Below are 16,107 nucleotides of genomic sequence, written 5' to 3' on the forward strand. Positions count from 1 at the left end.
TGAAGCAACCCAGCAAGGCTTTAAATTAAAAAGGCTTCCATTTCAGCTCACTGGCATGCTTGAAACGCTCCGCAACCGCTGGCCAGTAGACCACGTTCCACCAATCCTTGATGTAATCCTTGCGTTTACTTTGATGTTTGAGGTAGTAGGCGTGCTCCCATACATCCAGTGCCAGAAGAGGTACGACGTCCCACTGGGAGAGGTTCTGATGCTTCTCGGCCTGCAGAATTTCCAGTCGATGGCTGCGCGGACTCCAGACGAGGATTGCCCAGCCGCCGCCTTCCACTTTGTCTGCAGCTTCGGAGAAGTGCTTTTTAAAGCGATCGAAGTTTCCGAAATCCTTCTTGATCTGCTGAGCAAGCTCCCCGCCCGGTTCCCCACCGCCCTGCGGGTTCATAATGTCCCAGAAGATCGTGTGCAAATAGTGGCCGGCTCCGTGAAAAGCCAGCTCGCGTTCCCAATGCTTCACCAGCTCGAAATCGCCGCTTTTTCTGGCTGCCTCCAGTTTTTTCTCCGCTTTGTTTAAACCGTCGACGTAGCTTTGGTGATGGATATCGTGATGAATCCGCATGGTTTTCTCGTCGATATGAGGCTCCAGCGCATTATATGCGTAAGGCAGCGGAGGAAGGCGATGTCCGCCAATCGGTACGGCCTTGCCGCTGTCTCCCATGCCTTGAATGGACAGATCAGCCTCAGAGCGAGATGGCGGTGGGGAGGAGGCCTCGTGAAGCGTTATGGATTGCACCGGCATCTCCACATCCATAAATCTCTCCAGCGCTCCAGCGGAGTTGAGCGTCTCCAGCGCGTTCAGGAAGTATTCGGACTCCCGAATCACATGGTGCAGCACCGTGCTGGCGAGCGGCACTTTCCGAACAGCCTCACTATGCTCCTTTAAGCCATGCAGTTGGCGGATGAACTCTCTGGATTGCTCGCAGGAAGCGCGCAGCAGCTGTTCGACCTGGGCCAGCACCTGCGGCGAAGGAGGCCCGTCATAACGGAGAATGTGGCGCAGAAGTTCGTCTGCTGCTTTTTCCGTGTCGGAGAACACCACGGCCCATTGATCCAGCATTTTGACATAGTCCGGCTCCAGCTCCGGCACAACGGCTTTGATAAGGCCAGTATGCTTCCTTTCCTGATGTTTCCAATAGCGAATCTCTTCGAGTAATCGTACCGGGAGCTTTGCTCCGTAAATAAATAACATGTCCGTTCCCTCCAGTATCAGGTTCACTAAACACACTATATTCACGTGACGGCCTGTATTATGAGGGGGAAATAAAAATACCCCCGCCGCATCAAAGCAGCAGGGGGAAGTGGATCGTATGATCAATAAAGCATCAGGATTCATCCGGTGTTTCGAGTTTTCCTAGAAAGGTGGATACTCTGCGCAGATATTCTTTAGGGTGCTCACGGAAGATAAGCTCATGATGCGCATCCTCTACAATCCAGGAATCCGAATCCGTATGGGTTTGGTTGGAAGCAATCTTCTCGGCGATCGGGTAAGGTGCCTTGTCGTCTTTCGTTCCGTGAATGAACAAGGTCGGGAACGGATAATCGTGCTTCTTCACCTCATTGTACGGGATCTGATCCAGGCTGGTGCCATTGAGCACTGGGAAGAGCAGCTCCAGAATCTCCAGGGACGGATGACGAGGAAGATTGATCTGGTTGTGAATGTTGTGGTAAAGCGTGTCCGGCTCCAATAAAAAGGCGCTGTCCAGAATCATGGCATCTACATCCTTGGTCTCAAGCCCTGCCTGCAGCGCCGTACCGGCACCCATGGAGAAGCCCCAGACGACAATTTGCTTCGCGCCGCGCTGCTTCACATGTTCAATGGCCCCGAGAAGCTGGCGTTTCTCTTCCTTGCCCCCGGTTGCCACTTCCTTGCTGGTCTGTGAGGCAAAACCGTAATCAAACATCAGCACATTAAAATTCATGTTGTGCGCGTAATGGGCGATATCGTACATCGGTACCCAGGTTTCCTCCCGGTTAGCGCCGTATCCGTGGCTGAGCACGATGGTTTTGGAGGAGTTCTCGGCCGGGATATACCATCCATTTATATTTCGTTTGCCGTCAATGGAGTGGAACGTGATATTCTCGTAATTCATATCTTTAGCAAGCTTGGGATTGGAGTAGAGCGGAGCAACCGTCGGATTCGACAAAACCCATGCAATATAGGCATGAAGCGCAATAAAACAGAAAACCAGGAAAAAAACGACAGATAATAACAACGCTAATATAATATGCTTTAAACGAACCAAGCCTGTCGACAGCTCGGCTGGCGTGTCATTTAATTGGGAGAGTGGGGCATTACTACCAGTCGTTGTGCTCATAAGTGGCCCCTCCTTACCATATAGTCTGGATTTGTTTCGTTAACATGAAAGAGGTGGAATTATAATAATCGTATGCCCGGATGCCTATAAAGTCAATGCAAATCCATAGATTGTAAGACAACTGTAAAGTCCCTGTCTCGATGGTTTACTTTTGAGAAGAATTCTCATATAATTCTTGTAACCAGGTTTCATAGAATGAAACAGGAGAGGAGCTGGTCGGGATGGAAGACCGTAAATTGACGGTGCGTGCTGTAGAGCGGGCGCTTGATATATTGATGTGTTTTACGAAAGGCAGTGAACTTGCCCTCACAGAGATTTCTACCCTTATCGGATTACATAAAAGTACCGTTCATCGGCTGCTAACAACGCTGGAAGACAACGGATTCGTTGTGCGTAACAAAGAGACGGAGAAATATCGGCTCGGCTTGAAGATATGGGAGCTGTCCATGCATCTGTCTCAAAGCGACGACCCGGCGATTCGCCTTCTGCCCGCGATGGAGGCCTTACGGGATCAGCTTGGGGAAACGGTGAGCTTGTATTTAAGAGACGGTTCGGATCGTCTTCGGATTCAAGCGGTTCAGAGCAACCAGGGCATTCGGCGGGTCGCCCAGGTCGGAGTGCGACTTCCGTTGTCGGTTGGCGCATCCAGCAAGGTACTGGTGGCCTTTGCGCCACCGGCCGATCAGGAGGAGCTGCTGAATGCGCCGGATTGGCCGGAATCCGTCGACCGGATCGTTTACCGGCAGCAGCTGGCCGAAATACTGGAGAAGGGATACGCGATCAGCATCGAAGAGCGCGAGCCTGGAGCCGCTGCGGTATCGGTACCCATCTTTGACCGGAATGGTCAAGTGGCGGCAGCACTGTCGATGTCAGGGCCAGTCACCCGCCTGTCAGCGGAAACGCTTCGCGAACATGCGCCAATCCTGATGGAGGCGGCACGGGAAATGGGAATGATGATTTAATTCATTCTATTGCGAGAGTGCGGACAGCATCACTATAAGTTATTGAATGACCGGGCGGCCCCATGTGATACAGCTGCCCGGTCATTTTTTATGCGGGAACGAGCGTTCGATAACGAGCAAAAAGACCTTACCCATGATCTTGGTGATCGTAGGAACGGTCCTTTTTGCCGTGACGGCATCGCTATGTAATAGGCAAGGCCAGCTTAAGTCAGCTTCGTGTTCTTTTCCTTCATTTTCTGATTAAGGATCTCTTGAAAGGTGAGGGCTTTATCCGTCGTTTCGTCCTTCTTAGGCGCTGCCACCGGCTGCGGCCGTTGGTATTGATATTGGAACGAAGCTAACGTATGTATTTTGATCATAGGTACTTTCCTCCTGGGTATGGATTTTCCGGAAATGTTTTTTACCAATTAACCTTCATGGCGTCATCCGAAACGGAAAATCCAATATTCAGGAAAAAAGTACCGAAAAATAACAAAATCCCCATCATCCATAAGCGGATGATGGGGATTTGTTCCTAAGGCTAAAGCGCCTGTAGGGTGTGTCTTATTGGTTCGATGCGATCATTTGACGCAGTACCGTTTGGAGGATACCTCCATTGTGGTAGTAGTCCACGTCCACCATGCTGTCGAGGCGGGCGATAGCTTGGAACTCGAATTGGGTTCCGTCTTCACGCGTAACGACAACGGTCAATTCCTGACCAGGCTTCACATCGTTGCTGAGGCCCAGAATATCGAATGTCTCGCGGCCGTTCAGACCAAGGCTCTTCCAGCCGTGACCTTCCTGGAACTGGAGCGGAAGCACGCCCATGCCCACAAGGTTGGAGCGGTGAATACGCTCGAAGCTTTCAGCCAGCACGGCTTTGACGCCGAGGAGATACGTACCTTTTGCCGCCCAGTCACGGGAGCTTCCTGTACCGTATTCTTTACCGGCGATAACGACGAGGTTCTGTCCGCCTGCTTGATAATTCATCGAAGCATCATAGATGGACATCACTTCTTCCGTTGGCAGGTAAGTCGTAACGCCGCCTTCCGTCCCTGGAGCTACCTGGTTACGGATCCGGATGTTAGCGAAGGTACCGCGCATCATGACTTCGTGGTTACCACGGCGGGAGCCGTAGGAATTGAAGTCTTTGCGCTCCACGTTGCGGTCGCTCAGATATTTACCGGCCGGGCTGTTCACTGCAATGTTACCCGCTGGGGAGATATGGTCCGTTGTAACGGAATCGCCCAAGAGAGCCAGCACGCGCGCTTCCTTGATGTCCTGGATGTCGTTCAGGCCGTTGCCCAGGCCTTCAAAGAATGGCGGGTTCTGGATGTAAGTGGATTGATCGTCCCACTCGTACAGTTCGCCTTCAGGAACAGGAATCTTGTTCCAACGCTCATTGGCGGTAAACACATTCTCGTATTTCTCACGGAAAGCGTCAGGGCTAACGGCTTGACCGATCGCTTCGCGGATTTCCGCACTCGTTGGCCAGATGTCTTTCAGATAGACAGGCTCATTGTTCGGATCGTAGCCGATCGGTTCGTTCTGCAGGTCGATGTTCACTGTGCCTGCCAGAGCGTAAGCAACAACCAATGGCGGCGAAGCCAGGTAGTTGGCTTTGACTTGAGCATGCACGCGGCCTTCAAAGTTACGGTTACCCGACAATACGGCGGCTACCGTCATGTCGTTGTCGGCAATCGCTTCGCTCACTTCATCCGGCAATGGACCGGAGTTACCGATACAAGTTGCGCAGCCATAGCCTGCAACATAGAAGCCGAGAGCTTCAAGGTAGTGCAAGAGACCGGACTTCTCGAGGTAGTCGGTTACGACAAGGGAACCTGGGGTCAAGCTGCTCTTCACATAGCCAGGCTTCGTCAGGCCGCGTTCAACGGCTTTCTTCGCCAGGAGACCTGCGCCGAGCATAACGCTTGGGTTGGACGTGTTCGTACAGCTGGTGATGGCTGCGATAACAACGGCACCCGTTCCCATTTCACTGGTAGAGCCGTCTTTATGATTGACTTTAACGGTTTCCGCAATTTTCTCATCGCTGAGGCCGTATCCGCCTTTGTCGATTGGCGTACGGATGATATCGTTAAAGTTCTGTTTCATGTTGGTAAGCTCGATACGGTCTTGCGGACGCTTCGGTCCAGCCAAGCTCGGTACAACCGAAGCGAGATCCAATTCGATCACATCAGAGAACTCAGGGTCCGGCGTATCTGCCGTACGGAACATGTTTTGCGCTTTATAGTAGCTCTCCACGAGCTCAACCTGCTCATCGGTACGGCCCGTATTCCGGAGATAAGCCAAGGTTTCGCTATCAACCGGGAAGAAGCCGATGGTAGCGCCGTATTCCGGAGCCATGTTGGCAACCGTTGCGCGGTCAGCCAGGCTGATGTTAGCAAGACCAGGACCGTAGAATTCTACGAATTTGCCTACAACGCCTTTCTTGCGGAGAAGCTCGGTTACTGTGAGGGCAAGGTCGGTCGCTGTTGCGCCTTCCGCCAGGCTGCCCGTCAGCTTGAAGCCGATAACTTCAGGCGTTACAAAATACAGCGGTTGGCCGAGCATGCCGGCTTCCGCCTCGATACCGCCTACGCCCCAGCCCACAACGCCAAGACCGTTGATCATGGTTGTATGGGAGTCCGTACCTACGAGGGAATCAGGGAAGACCAGCGTTTCGCCGTCAACCGTCTTCGTAGCCGCTACGGAAGCAAGGTATTCCAGGTTAACCTGGTGAACGATCCCCGTTCCAGGAGGAACTGCGCGGAAGTTGTTGAATGCCGTTTGAGCCCAGCGGAGGAAGCGGTAACGCTCTTCGTTACGCTCAAATTCAAGCTTCATATTCGTTTCCAGAGCTTGATCGGTACCAAAAGCGTCAACCATGACGGAATGGTCGATAACGAGGTCAACCGGAACGAGAGGGTTGATCTGTTTAGGGTCGCCGCCGGATTTTTTAACGGTGTCACGCATAGCTGCAAGGTCTACGACAACCGGAACACCGGTGAAGTCCTGCAATACGATACGGGCAGGAATGAACGGAATTTCCTTGTTGTTGTCGCGTCCTTCATTCCACTTGGACAAGAGTTTTACATGATCTTCGGTAATTGCACGTCCGTCGAACTGACGAACGGCTGCTTCCAGCAGCACCCGAATGGAGAAAGGAAGCTTGGATACACTGCCGTATCCTTGCTCTTCGAGAGCCTGCAGGCTGAAATAACGGTAACTTTTACCGCCCACCTCCAGGTTGCGGGAGATGGAGAATTGATCCTTTGCTGGCATTGATGAACCTCCTTAAGTCATTTCATAAATCGAATAAAGACAGTTTGAGATAAATCCTCTTTCGTTTCACTAGGTGAAACCTAATTTCATAAATTAACTACTTTAAGTATACCGTTTTCAACTCGCTGCGTAAAGCATTTTTTATAGAAGAAACGTATTTCAAAAAGGTGAAAACAAGCCTGTTTTTTACCCGAATACAGTCGCTGTGATCCCGGTGTTTCTGTATTCTCTTGACCGAAGTACATAGCCCGAACATTTTCTTCATATAGTTGTGATAGGGAACAGCGTGAAAGGCAAGGTTAGAGGAGGAGAGTAGATGAACAGTCTGAAGCAAGCAGAGAAGCCTTGGAAGCAAGCTCTATATATTTACGTCAATCAATATAACCAAAATCGCGTGGACTATTCTTCAGGCCTGAAAGAGCAGATTGTAGCGGATCTGAATTTCCTGGTAGAGAGAGGAGAAAGGCAGTTTCGGCTGCAGTCGTGGTATGCGCAGCGGGAGGCAATGCCGCTTAAGAGCGAGACTCGTGCCCGCCTCCTGCGCATTCTGAGGGAGACGGAGGATGATGTGGTCGCGGACGTGCGGCTTCACAGCGTATTTTATTATGAAAAAAGAGGGATGACGCACCGGGAGGATACGGTTTTTAAAGAGCGGCTGACGCTGATCCGGGACGGGGATGCCTGGTTGATCGTAGGCATCGAACGTCTGCAGGATGAACGCCATCCCCTGCAAAGAGCCGATGTTCCGGCAGCAGGCGCGGATGTGGCTGGTAGAGAGCCGTCGACTCCCTTTATGAACGGACGCGTATACGCCGCCGGCAGCAGCCCGCGGTCCGGCCGTTACGAGCGTGAAGCCGCAGCTGCATATGCCGACCGTTGGTGGGATTCCGGGAATCCGGAGTTTGAGGAATTTGACGTGGATTGCACGAATTATATCTCCCAGTGCCTCTTTGCAGGCAAAGCCCCAATCCACTATACTGGTAAAAGAGAAACGGGATGGTGGTACAAGGGGTACGTAAACCAACGGGAATGGTGGAGCTACAGCTGGGCGGTATCGAACAGCTTTGCGCATTATTTGAACGCCAGTGCCTCGGGGCTGCGGGCCGAGCGGGTGGAGCGTCCCGAGCAGCTGATGCTGGGGGATGTCATCGTATACGACTGGGATGGTGACGGCGCGTTTCAGCACAGCACCATCGTGACGGCGTTTGACGCGGGCGGTATGCCGCTCGTTAATGCACATACGGTGTCCAGCCGTCATCGCTATTGGGACTACCGGGATTCCTACGCTTGGAATGATAACACCGAATACCGGTTTTACCATATCCCCGATTATTTTTAAGATGACAGCATGTCGTGCTGCAATACGGACAAGAGAGAGGTTAACATGGGACAGGATAAATTGACGGTAGGTTTAGTATACGGGGGTAAATCCGGCGAGCATGAGGTGTCGCTATCCACGGCATTCGCGGTCATGAACGCTTTTGATTTTGATAAATATGAGATTGTTCCGTTTTATATTTCCAAGCAGGGTAGCTGGAGAATCGGCAGCAAGCTGTCGGCTCCTTTTGCCCAGCTGGAGGAATTGAAGCTGGCTGAAGGGGAAGGCACGCAAACCGCGCTGAACGCCGTGTTCAGCAGATTGTATGGCCAAGAGAGTCAGGCGGTGGATATTATGTTCCCGCTGCTTCACGGGACGTTCGGTGAGGACGGAACGATTCAGGGACTGTTCGAAATGGCGGACATTCCTTATGTGGGAACCGGCGTGCTTGCATCGGCAGCGGGGATGGATAAAGTCGTGATGAAGAAGCTCTTCGCACAAGCAGGGCTGCCGCAATGTGAGTACTGTTATTTCAATCGTACCCAGTGGGAGCGGAGCCAGCATGAAGTGCTGAAGGATATCGAGGATAAACTCGGTTACCCGAGCTTCGTTAAACCGGCCAACCTGGGTTCAAGCGTCGGGATATCCAAGGCTAAGAACCGGGAGCAGCTTAAGGCGGCGATTGAATCCGCGCTCCGGTTCGATGACAAGATCATCGTAGAAGAGTTCGTGAATGCACGCGAAGTGGAGGTCAGCGTGCTCGGCAATGATGAGCCGATGGCATCCGTTCCGGGTGAAATTGTCTCTTCCAGTGAATACTACGACTATGCGGCCAAATATACGGATGGACAATCACAGATGCAAATTCCGGCCGAAATCGAGCCGGATACGGCTGATCGTCTGCGCGACCTCGCCATTACCGCGTTCAAAGCGATTGAAGGCGGCGGCATTACTCGGGCCGACTTCTTTGTCCGCCGTTCGGACGGCGCGATTCTGATCAATGAAGTGAACACGATGCCTGGCTTCACGCCGTTCAGCATGTACCCGCTCTTGTGGCGGGAAACGGGCGTGTCCTACCGCGAGCTGCTTGACCGGATGATCGAGCTGGGTCTTGAGCGGTACAACCGCAAGCAATCCCTGATTTATGAGAACCAGGCGTAAGCCGTCACAATAGGATATGAAACACCAGGGGGAGTCCGCGCTATTTAATACGGCTCCCCTTGAGTCTAATATTATGGGATGAAAGGAAGATACGTATTATGGGATTTCAAACCGAATTCAATTCCGTTTGTAAGTTTAAGAGTGAGCAGGAGCTCTATGAGCTGCTGGAATACGGCCGCGGTAAAATGCTGAAGGACGGGCTCCGGGTATTTCCGACAGGACAGAAGGTTATTGCTTATACGCCGGATAATCAGGCGGTGGCCATCGTCCTGATCACTGCATGCGTATCGGAGATTAACTTCCAGGGCCGCGAGGTCACTTCGGTCGAACTGCAGCTGATCCGCAAATTGACTGATGAGGAAGCACGCGTACAAACAGCGCTGGCTCACGAAATGTTCTTTGGAGATCATGCATGATTGTCCGTTTCGGTTATGTGGCCATGTCCACGGTCGTGCAGAATGCTTCTCCTTCCAAGACGATGACCATGAAGAGTTTTATGAAGCTGAATGACCGTGAGGCCGGCTTACACAAACTGGAGCGGATCGCGAATGAGAATCTACATAATACCCTTCGGCTTCTAAAGCATAATGCGGCTCACGATATCAAGGTGTACCGCTTCTCGTCCAAACTGATTCCGCTGGCCACGCATCAGGATATGCAGGATTGGAATCCGTTCCCGGCTTTGCGGGAAGGCTTTAAGGCTATTGGGGAATTCGTGAAAAAGCACGGAATGCGGGTCTCCTTTCATCCGGATCATTTCACGGTGCTGAGCACGCCGCGTCCCGAAGTGCTGGCCAATTCGATCCGTGATCTGGAGTCGCACGTCCATATGCTGCGGGCGATGGAGCTGCCTGCTTCGATGAAGAACAACATCCACATCGGGGGAGCTTATGGGGACAAGCCCTCGGCAGCGGCGCGATTCGTTGAACATTTTCATGAGCTTGCGCCGCACATCAAGGAACGATTGACCCTTGAAAATGACGATAAAACCTTTACCGCCCAGGAAACGTTGGCCGTATGTAAGCAGACCGGGCTGCCGATGGTACTGGACATTCATCACCAGTGGGTCAATAACGATGGCGAGGCACCCTGGGAGCTGTGGCCGGATATCCTTCGCACCTGGGAGACGCCGCTTGCGCAGGCCGATTCGGACCGGGCGCAGCCGCTCCCGCCCAAGATTCACGTATCCAGTCCCAAGAGCCCTACCGATATCCGCAGCCATGCGGATGGGGTGGATGTCGTGCCATTGCTGGCGTTTTTACGGAATATTGCGGGGGCTACGTCGAAGGTAGACGTCATGATTGAAGCGAAGATGAAGGACGGCGCCTTGTTTGATCTGATGAAGGATTTGGGAGATTATACGGAAGAGGGCGTAACCATTCTCGACGGTGCTTCCATCGAAGTAAACCCATAACCGGGTAAGATGAGATTGTTAACACTTGCAAGTTGATGGATTTTGGGTTACGTTGGAAGTATCCAAACAGAGATTCCCCTTAACACATGACATCGGATAAAAAAGTTCGTTCTCGCCAAGCATTCAGGTGCACAGCATAGGACGGACTTTTATTGAAATAGGCGGAATTTTCGCATGGTTGCCCTTTCGATTACCGCCATGACTGAATAGGATGTAGGGATTGTCAAAAATCACTAGATTTATATAGAAAGTAGAGTGAATGCTTTGAACGAGAATGAAAAGATTCCTTATGTTGTCAGCAGTAAGAGCTACACCGCCGTTGCGATTAATTGCGCCGCCAAAGCGGGAGAGTGGATTAAGAGCAAACTCGGTACCGTCAAGCAGTTGAGCACCAAGTCTTCGGCACAGGATATCGTAACCGAGGTGGACAAAGGCGCGGAGCAGATGATCCGCAAGCTGATTTTGACGCACTTTCCGGATCATGCGATCCTCGGAGAAGAAGGGGTTGCCCCGGGTAGCGATGCCTACAATAAGGCACTCGAGGACGCCAAGGACGAAGAGTATCTCTGGATTATTGACCCTGTGGACGGAACGACGAACTATGTTCATGGATTTCCGTTTTACTCCGTGTCGATTGCACTGGCTCATCATGGAGAAGTCATTGTCGGCGTTATTTACGACCCTTCCCGGGACGAGTTGTTTGTTGCGGAAAAAGGAAAAGGAGCCTACGTTCACGGCAACCCTACCTATGTTTCCAAGGAAGATCAATTGTCGGACAGCTTGCTGGCCACGGGCTTCCCGCTGGACAGCACGGTCAACCTGCCGCTGAATATGGCGGAGCTGCAGGCGCTGCTGCCGATGGTCCGCAATGTAAGAGCAGGCGGCTCCGCTGCGCTTCATCTTGCTTATGTGGCTGCCGGCCGCCTCAGCGGATACTGGGAGCACGGCTTGAGCGCTTGGGATGTTGCTGCAGGCGCACTATTGGTTCAGGAATCCGGCGGTAAAGTAACCGATACGGAAGGAAAGCCATATGATCTGTCGGTGCGTCATTTGGCGGCAACCAACGGGCTGATTCATCAGCGTTTTCTGGATACACTAAAAGACGCCGGCGAAGCTTTGGTTCGCTAAACGGCCTGGGACGACAGAGAAATGCAGGTCACTTACAACCGCTTGATAAAGGAGTGTGCTTACGATGAATGAGAAGTCGGATCAGGATTTGGAGCGCCAGCTCAGCGAGATGTTAACGGACGGTGAAATGCAGAAGAAGGATCGGGAGAAGGAGGAGCGCAGGCTTCTCTCTCCGAAATACGAGATCCGGATTCAGACGCAGCTTGATCCTATTGTGGAAGAGACGCAGAAGTACCGCAGCATGGCGAAGGAAGTGGATGATCGCTATGACAAGTACATGGATAAGGCAGTTAAGAAGGATAAGCCTGAGGATTCAGGTGAAGAAGCTTGATAGCGCTTTAAGGGATGGGATGTTTACGAAGTGGGACATTTCTATTCGTTAAAGGCCCGAACCAGGAATGGACAGCATAGAGCGTGCTGTCCATTTTTTTATGATGGCTGGCCAAGATCACACTGTTCTAGGCTGGCTCAAGTTGGTGTGACTATGGTTGACCTTGACCACATAGGGGGGAGATCATGCGAGTTCGGATTCAAATATGTCATGTTCTGGGAGGCGCATCCGGGGCAGCCTCCATGCTGCTATGGTGCATCCTTATCTTTTTCAACCCTTATTCCGATGAGACCAGCTGGAAACCAGCCTTAACTACGTTCGTTATGCTGTTTCTTCCAGCCAGCTTGGCGATGCTCGGGGTGCTTTATTCCTACCGGTTGCTGCTGCTGGTTGCTTTTGGATGGTCGATATTGCCAAGCCTGTATCTGGCAGCCACGCCTGGGATATTTGCTTGGTTTGGAGCTACATCTCTTGGCTATTTATTCGCTTATCTTCTCATGAAACCTTATCGTCCTGGTTGAGTTCAGTACCATTAATAGGTTGCTGGTGGTAAAATAAGGCTGTACTAAGATATTGACGTTGAGGGAGTGAAGGCATGTTCAAACAATGGAAGAAGGGGCTGGCGGCAGTAACCGGCACCTTGACGCTCGCGGTGGCACTGGTTGGACCGAGCGTTGCGCCGGCTTATGCCGATGAGGTTACAGCCAAGGATACATATCATATTGTAGCGCTGGGGGACTCGTTGACTGTCGGGTATGAGCCGGGAATGGATCTGAACAGCAAGCCTTACGGTTTTGTTGACCGGCTGTATGAGCAAGGTTTGTTCCACGGCCGGACCGAGGTAACGAATCTGGGGATCGGCGGATTGAAAACCGATGGGCTGAACCATTACGTCAAGGCCGTCTTGGATGAACGCGCAATTACGGCGGAAGAGCTGCAGCCTGGGCTAAGCGGCATCGATCCACGCACGAAGCAGATTGGCGCTGACGCAGCGAAAGCCAAGCCGATTATCGCGGGTGCGGATCTGATAACCATTACGATCGGCGGCAATGACATGATGAGTCTGGTCAGTACCGTGGAAACATTAAGCGATGAACAGTTGAAAACAAAGATGCAGGAACTGTTCAAGATCTATACCGATAATGTCTCATCCGTCATTACCAACTTGCGCGCCATCAATCCGGATGCCGCAATTGTGGTGGCGGACCAGTATAATCCAGTGCCCAAAGTCGCTGACGAGATCGCATATGCTAAACTGCTTGCAGCATCCGGAGAGTTTACGAAGCTGGTGGAAGGCGTAGCTGACAGTTTTGCCACTCAGGGCGTGAATATTAAGGTAGCCCATGTGGCGAAGAAGTTCGTGGGCTCCGAGCTGACGATGACCCATATCCTGAAAGACGATATTCATCCGAACCAATATGGATATGAGACGATGGCCGGTGTGTTCGCAGAGACGATCTGGGGCAGCTACAAGAATCCCGCTGTTCAAGAACAGGGGCAGCCGATGCGCATCATCGTGAAGGGGCAGGAGCTGAACACGCCGTATAAGCCGATTCTTCGCGATAATCTGAATTACGTAGCGATACAGGATATCGTAGATGCAGTGGGGGCGACGACCACATGGGAAAATAAAACGTCCAGTGCAACGATTACGTTTGGAGATCAGACGGTGGTAGTGAAGATCGGTGCCAAAACCGTTCAAGTTAACGGAACGGCTGTACCGATCGATACGCCGGCTTTCCTGCAAAAAGTAGGAAAAGAGGATAAAACCTACGTCCCGCTCGCGGTGATTGCATCCGGTCTTGGTTTTGACGTTCAATACAGCACCAAATTGCGTACCGCATTCATTAATTTGTAATCCCATAAGCAAGCTGCATCGGCTGGAAGGAGCCGATGCAGCTTTTTTTGTCATTAGCGTTTTTGTGATGTTTTTAACATAAGTAACTCCAGGCAGATGGTACAATACGACATCATTTCCTTTCATCGGTTTGATATCAGATCAGATTTTTAACCCATTTCAATGACATATGGAAAGTGGCAGATCCGTGAAATGGGCAGGGGAAGGCTTATGGAATGTCGAATCTTGGAAGAAACATAGATATGGCATTATAGGGGGATCAAGGAATGAATGGACCGATGATCGTTACGTTGTCTGTTTTGGCCGTGGCATCCGCATTGTTCATGTCGGGAAAAGTGCGGTCGGATTTGGTCGCGATCGGCGTGTTGATGGTACTTATGCTAACGGACATTTTAAGTCCGGCTGAAGCCCTTTCGGGCTTTTCCAATTCGGTTGTCATCATGATGATCGGTTTGTTTGTTGTGGGCGGGGGGATTTTTCATACCGGATTAGCCAAGATGGCAAGCGGAAAGCTGCTGAAGCTTGGAGGGGGAAGCGAGACCCGGCTCTTGATTATGATCATGCTGGTAACGTCGCTCATTGGCGGATTCGTCAGTAATACCGGCACGGTAGCGGTCATGCTGCCCATTGTTGTCAGTCTGGCGTTCAGCGCCGAGATTAGTCCGGGGCGGCTGCTGATGCCCCTTGCTTTTGCCAGCAGCTTGGGGGGCATGCTCACGTTAATCGGCACACCGCCGAATCTCGTGATTCAGGAGACGCTGATCAACGCAGGATACGAACGGCTGTCGTTCTTTGCTTTTTTGCCGATCGGACTTGTCTGTTTGGCAACGGGGATCCTCGCGATATTGTTCCTTCGCCGTTTTCTTCCCAGCAATGAAGAAGGGGGTGCAGGTAAACAGGGCGGGCGCTCGCTTCGAGAGCTGGCCAAACAGTATCGGCTGACCCAGAACCTGTATCGGATTCAGGTTAGTGCCGATTCCTCCATTCGATCCAAAACATTGCGGGAGCTGGACATTCCGGCGAGGTTCGAAGTGAACGTCATTGAAATCCGCCGTAAAATGTCGGCCAAGAATCAATTCTTCAAAACGATCAACCAGGAAATCGCCGGTCCCGAGACCATGATTGAGGAAGACGATATTCTGTATGTAAACGGCCCGTTCGAGCGGGCCTCGGAGTTTGCGGAGACGTATGGGCTTGTCATGCTGGACCAGCGTGTACCCGAGCATCGAAAACGTACGGAGGAGTCGCAGTACGCCACGAGTGACGTCGGCATTGCCGAGGTGATGCTGACTCCGTCCTCTCGCCTGATTGGCCGGCTCGTCAAGCACTCGGGTTTCCGCGAGAAATATCGGGTGAACATATTGGGGATTCAGCGAAAAGAACAGTATCTTCTGCATCATCTGAAGGAAGAGAAAATGCGCTTTGGCGACGCGCTGCTCGTTCAGGGAACATGGAAGGATATAGCCCTTCTGGCGGCCGAGCAAACGGATGTCGTGGTGGTGGGGCAGCCCGTGGAGGAGTCGCGCAAAGTGACGATGGACCACAAAGCGCCGATTGCGGCCGGGATTATGCTCTTGATGGTGATCCTGCTGGTGACCGAATGGATTCCGGCGGTGGCCTCCGTGATGATTGCCGCGGTGTTGATGGTGGTGTTCGGATGCGTGCGTAACATGGAGGAGGCCTACAAGACGGTCAACTGGGAGAGCATCGTACTCATTGGCGGCATGATTCCGATGTCCATTGCCATCGAGAAAACGGGAGCCGCCACGCTGATCTCGGATATGCTGGTCCATTCACTGGGAAGCTATGGTTCGCTTGCCCTGCTGGCAGGAGTGTACTTCACCACCTCGCTGTTAACGATGTTCATCAGCAATACGGCTTGCGCCGTATTATTCGCGCCGATTGCGTTATCGGCTGCGATCCAGATGGGAGCCAGTCCGTATCCGTTTCTGTTCGCCGTCTCCATTGGAGCGAGTATGTGCTTTGCCTCACCGTTCTCCACGCCGCCGAACGCGCTCGTTATGTCGGCTGGCCGTTATAAATTCAGCCATTATGTGAAGGTCGGATTGCCGCTTCAACTGGTGATCGGCCTGGTCATGATGGCGGTACTGCCGCTGTTCTTTCCGTTCTAAAGGAGAACCGGCACATAACACCCGCATGTTCCATCCGATGAGGATTGCGCATGCGGGTGTTATTCCATTTTGGGGGCAGCATGTCGTGAAGCCTTGTCCGATCAGTACCCCCTTACTCCTCGATCGATCGACTCCCGCCAGACACGCCCGCCGCTTTTGCAGGAAATCGCCTGTCGTAAGGCTAATACATCCACTTAGGACTTTCTGCCTGATCG

At 52.1% G+C, this 16,107-nt stretch carries 14 protein-coding genes; 10 read left to right on the plus strand and 4 right to left on the minus strand.

Going from position 1 to position 16,107, the window contains the following annotated elements; all coding sequences use genetic code 11:
* Positions 1-25 precede the first annotated feature (25 nt).
* A complete protein-coding gene (locus tag BJP58_RS24265; protein WP_194540908.1) occupies positions 26-1,201 on the minus strand; it encodes a Fe-Mn family superoxide dismutase in 1,176 nt (391 codons plus the stop codon).
* 133 nt (positions 1,202-1,334) lie between these two features.
* Positions 1,335-2,327 carry an alpha/beta fold hydrolase gene (locus BJP58_RS24270; RefSeq protein ID WP_194540909.1) on the minus strand — a complete coding sequence of 331 codons (993 nt, stop codon included), beginning with the start codon at positions 2,325-2,327 and terminating at the stop codon, positions 1,335-1,337.
* Between the two features lie 221 nt (positions 2,328-2,548).
* Here BJP58_RS24270 and BJP58_RS24275 point away from each other — a divergent pair, with 221 nt between their 5' ends.
* Positions 2,549-3,289 (plus strand): IclR family transcriptional regulator, encoded by a 741-nt coding sequence (locus tag BJP58_RS24275; protein ID WP_194540910.1) that lies wholly within the window; start codon positions 2,549-2,551, stop codon positions 3,287-3,289.
* Between the two features lie 203 nt (positions 3,290-3,492).
* Here BJP58_RS24275 and BJP58_RS24280 read toward each other — a convergent pair whose 3' ends face one another.
* Complete coding sequence (locus BJP58_RS24280; protein WP_194540911.1) at positions 3,493-3,648, minus strand: hypothetical protein; 156 nt, start codon at positions 3,646-3,648, stop codon at positions 3,493-3,495.
* Positions 3,649-3,832: 184 nt separating this feature from the next.
* Positions 3,833-6,550 (minus strand): aconitate hydratase AcnA, encoded by a 2,718-nt coding sequence (gene acnA / locus BJP58_RS24285; RefSeq protein WP_071220873.1) that lies wholly within the window; start codon positions 6,548-6,550, stop codon positions 3,833-3,835.
* Between the two features lie 316 nt (positions 6,551-6,866).
* On the opposite strand from acnA, the gene BJP58_RS24290 reads away from it, so the two are divergent.
* The 9 genes from BJP58_RS24290 (at position 6,867) to BJP58_RS24330 (ending at position 15,892) form a co-directional block, all read left to right on the plus strand.
* On the plus strand, positions 6,867-7,889 hold the full coding sequence (locus BJP58_RS24290) for an amidase domain-containing protein (protein WP_194540912.1): 1,023 nt from the start codon (positions 6,867-6,869) through the stop codon (positions 7,887-7,889).
* Positions 7,890-7,934: 45 nt separating this feature from the next.
* Positions 7,935-9,029 (plus strand): D-alanine--D-alanine ligase, encoded by a 1,095-nt coding sequence (locus tag BJP58_RS24295; RefSeq protein ID WP_194540913.1) that lies wholly within the window; start codon positions 7,935-7,937, stop codon positions 9,027-9,029.
* A gap of 98 nt (positions 9,030-9,127) precedes the next feature.
* Complete coding sequence (locus BJP58_RS24300) at positions 9,128-9,445, plus strand: hypothetical protein (RefSeq protein ID WP_006208215.1); 318 nt, start codon at positions 9,128-9,130, stop codon at positions 9,443-9,445.
* A complete protein-coding gene (gene uvsE / locus BJP58_RS24305) occupies positions 9,442-10,443 on the plus strand; it encodes a UV DNA damage repair endonuclease UvsE (RefSeq protein WP_194540914.1) in 1,002 nt (333 codons plus the stop codon). Before BJP58_RS24300 ends, uvsE begins: the two co-directional genes overlap by 4 nt.
* 264 nt (positions 10,444-10,707) lie before the next feature.
* A complete protein-coding gene (locus tag BJP58_RS24310) occupies positions 10,708-11,571 on the plus strand; it encodes an inositol monophosphatase family protein (RefSeq protein ID WP_411829542.1) in 864 nt (287 codons plus the stop codon).
* 64 nt (positions 11,572-11,635) lie between these two features.
* A complete protein-coding gene (locus BJP58_RS24315) occupies positions 11,636-11,902 on the plus strand; it encodes a hypothetical protein (RefSeq protein WP_071220868.1) in 267 nt (88 codons plus the stop codon).
* A 185-nt stretch (positions 11,903-12,087) separates the two neighbouring features.
* The gene (locus BJP58_RS24320) at positions 12,088-12,423 is read left to right on the plus strand and encodes a hypothetical protein (RefSeq protein WP_194540916.1); all 336 of its coding nucleotides are present in this window, start codon (positions 12,088-12,090) and stop codon (positions 12,421-12,423) included.
* Positions 12,424-12,497: 74 nt separating this feature from the next.
* Positions 12,498-13,760: an SGNH/GDSL hydrolase family protein gene (locus BJP58_RS24325; RefSeq protein WP_194540917.1), complete on the plus strand. Its 1,263-nt coding sequence runs from the start codon at positions 12,498-12,500 to the stop codon at positions 13,758-13,760.
* 266 nt (positions 13,761-14,026) lie between these two features.
* The gene (locus BJP58_RS24330; protein ID WP_194540918.1) at positions 14,027-15,892 is read left to right on the plus strand and encodes an SLC13 family permease; all 1,866 of its coding nucleotides are present in this window, start codon (positions 14,027-14,029) and stop codon (positions 15,890-15,892) included.
* Positions 15,893-16,107 lie beyond the last annotated feature (215 nt).

This window comes from Paenibacillus sp. JZ16 (genome assembly GCF_015326965.1).
Classification (GTDB): Bacteria; Bacillota; Bacilli; order Paenibacillales; family Paenibacillaceae; genus Paenibacillus_AQ.

What these genes read in the sequence shown, in the direction of transcription:
- BJP58_RS24265 (WP_194540908.1), bottom strand. Translation starts at nt 1,201, where the DNA reads ATGTTATTTATTTACGGAGCAAAGCTCCCGGTACGATTACTCGAAGAG.
- BJP58_RS24270 (WP_194540909.1), bottom strand. Translation starts at nt 2,327, where the DNA reads ATGAGCACAACGACTGGTAGTAATGCCCCACTCTCCCAATTAAATGAC.
- BJP58_RS24275 (WP_194540910.1), top strand. Translation starts at nt 2,549, where the DNA reads ATGGAAGACCGTAAATTGACGGTGCGTGCTGTAGAGCGGGCGCTTGAT.
- BJP58_RS24280 (WP_194540911.1), bottom strand. Translation starts at nt 3,648, where the DNA reads ATGATCAAAATACATACGTTAGCTTCGTTCCAATATCAATACCAACGG.
- acnA (WP_071220873.1), bottom strand. Translation starts at nt 6,550, where the DNA reads ATGCCAGCAAAGGATCAATTCTCCATCTCCCGCAACCTGGAGGTGGGC.
- BJP58_RS24290 (WP_194540912.1), top strand. Translation starts at nt 6,867, where the DNA reads ATGAACAGTCTGAAGCAAGCAGAGAAGCCTTGGAAGCAAGCTCTATAT.
- BJP58_RS24295 (WP_194540913.1), top strand. Translation starts at nt 7,935, where the DNA reads ATGGGACAGGATAAATTGACGGTAGGTTTAGTATACGGGGGTAAATCC.
- BJP58_RS24300 (WP_006208215.1), top strand. Translation starts at nt 9,128, where the DNA reads ATGGGATTTCAAACCGAATTCAATTCCGTTTGTAAGTTTAAGAGTGAG.
- uvsE (WP_194540914.1), top strand. Translation starts at nt 9,442, where the DNA reads ATGATTGTCCGTTTCGGTTATGTGGCCATGTCCACGGTCGTGCAGAAT.
- BJP58_RS24315 (WP_071220868.1), top strand. Translation starts at nt 11,636, where the DNA reads ATGAATGAGAAGTCGGATCAGGATTTGGAGCGCCAGCTCAGCGAGATG.
- BJP58_RS24320 (WP_194540916.1), top strand. Translation starts at nt 12,088, where the DNA reads ATGCGAGTTCGGATTCAAATATGTCATGTTCTGGGAGGCGCATCCGGG.
- BJP58_RS24325 (WP_194540917.1), top strand. Translation starts at nt 12,498, where the DNA reads ATGTTCAAACAATGGAAGAAGGGGCTGGCGGCAGTAACCGGCACCTTG.
- BJP58_RS24330 (WP_194540918.1), top strand. Translation starts at nt 14,027, where the DNA reads ATGAATGGACCGATGATCGTTACGTTGTCTGTTTTGGCCGTGGCATCC.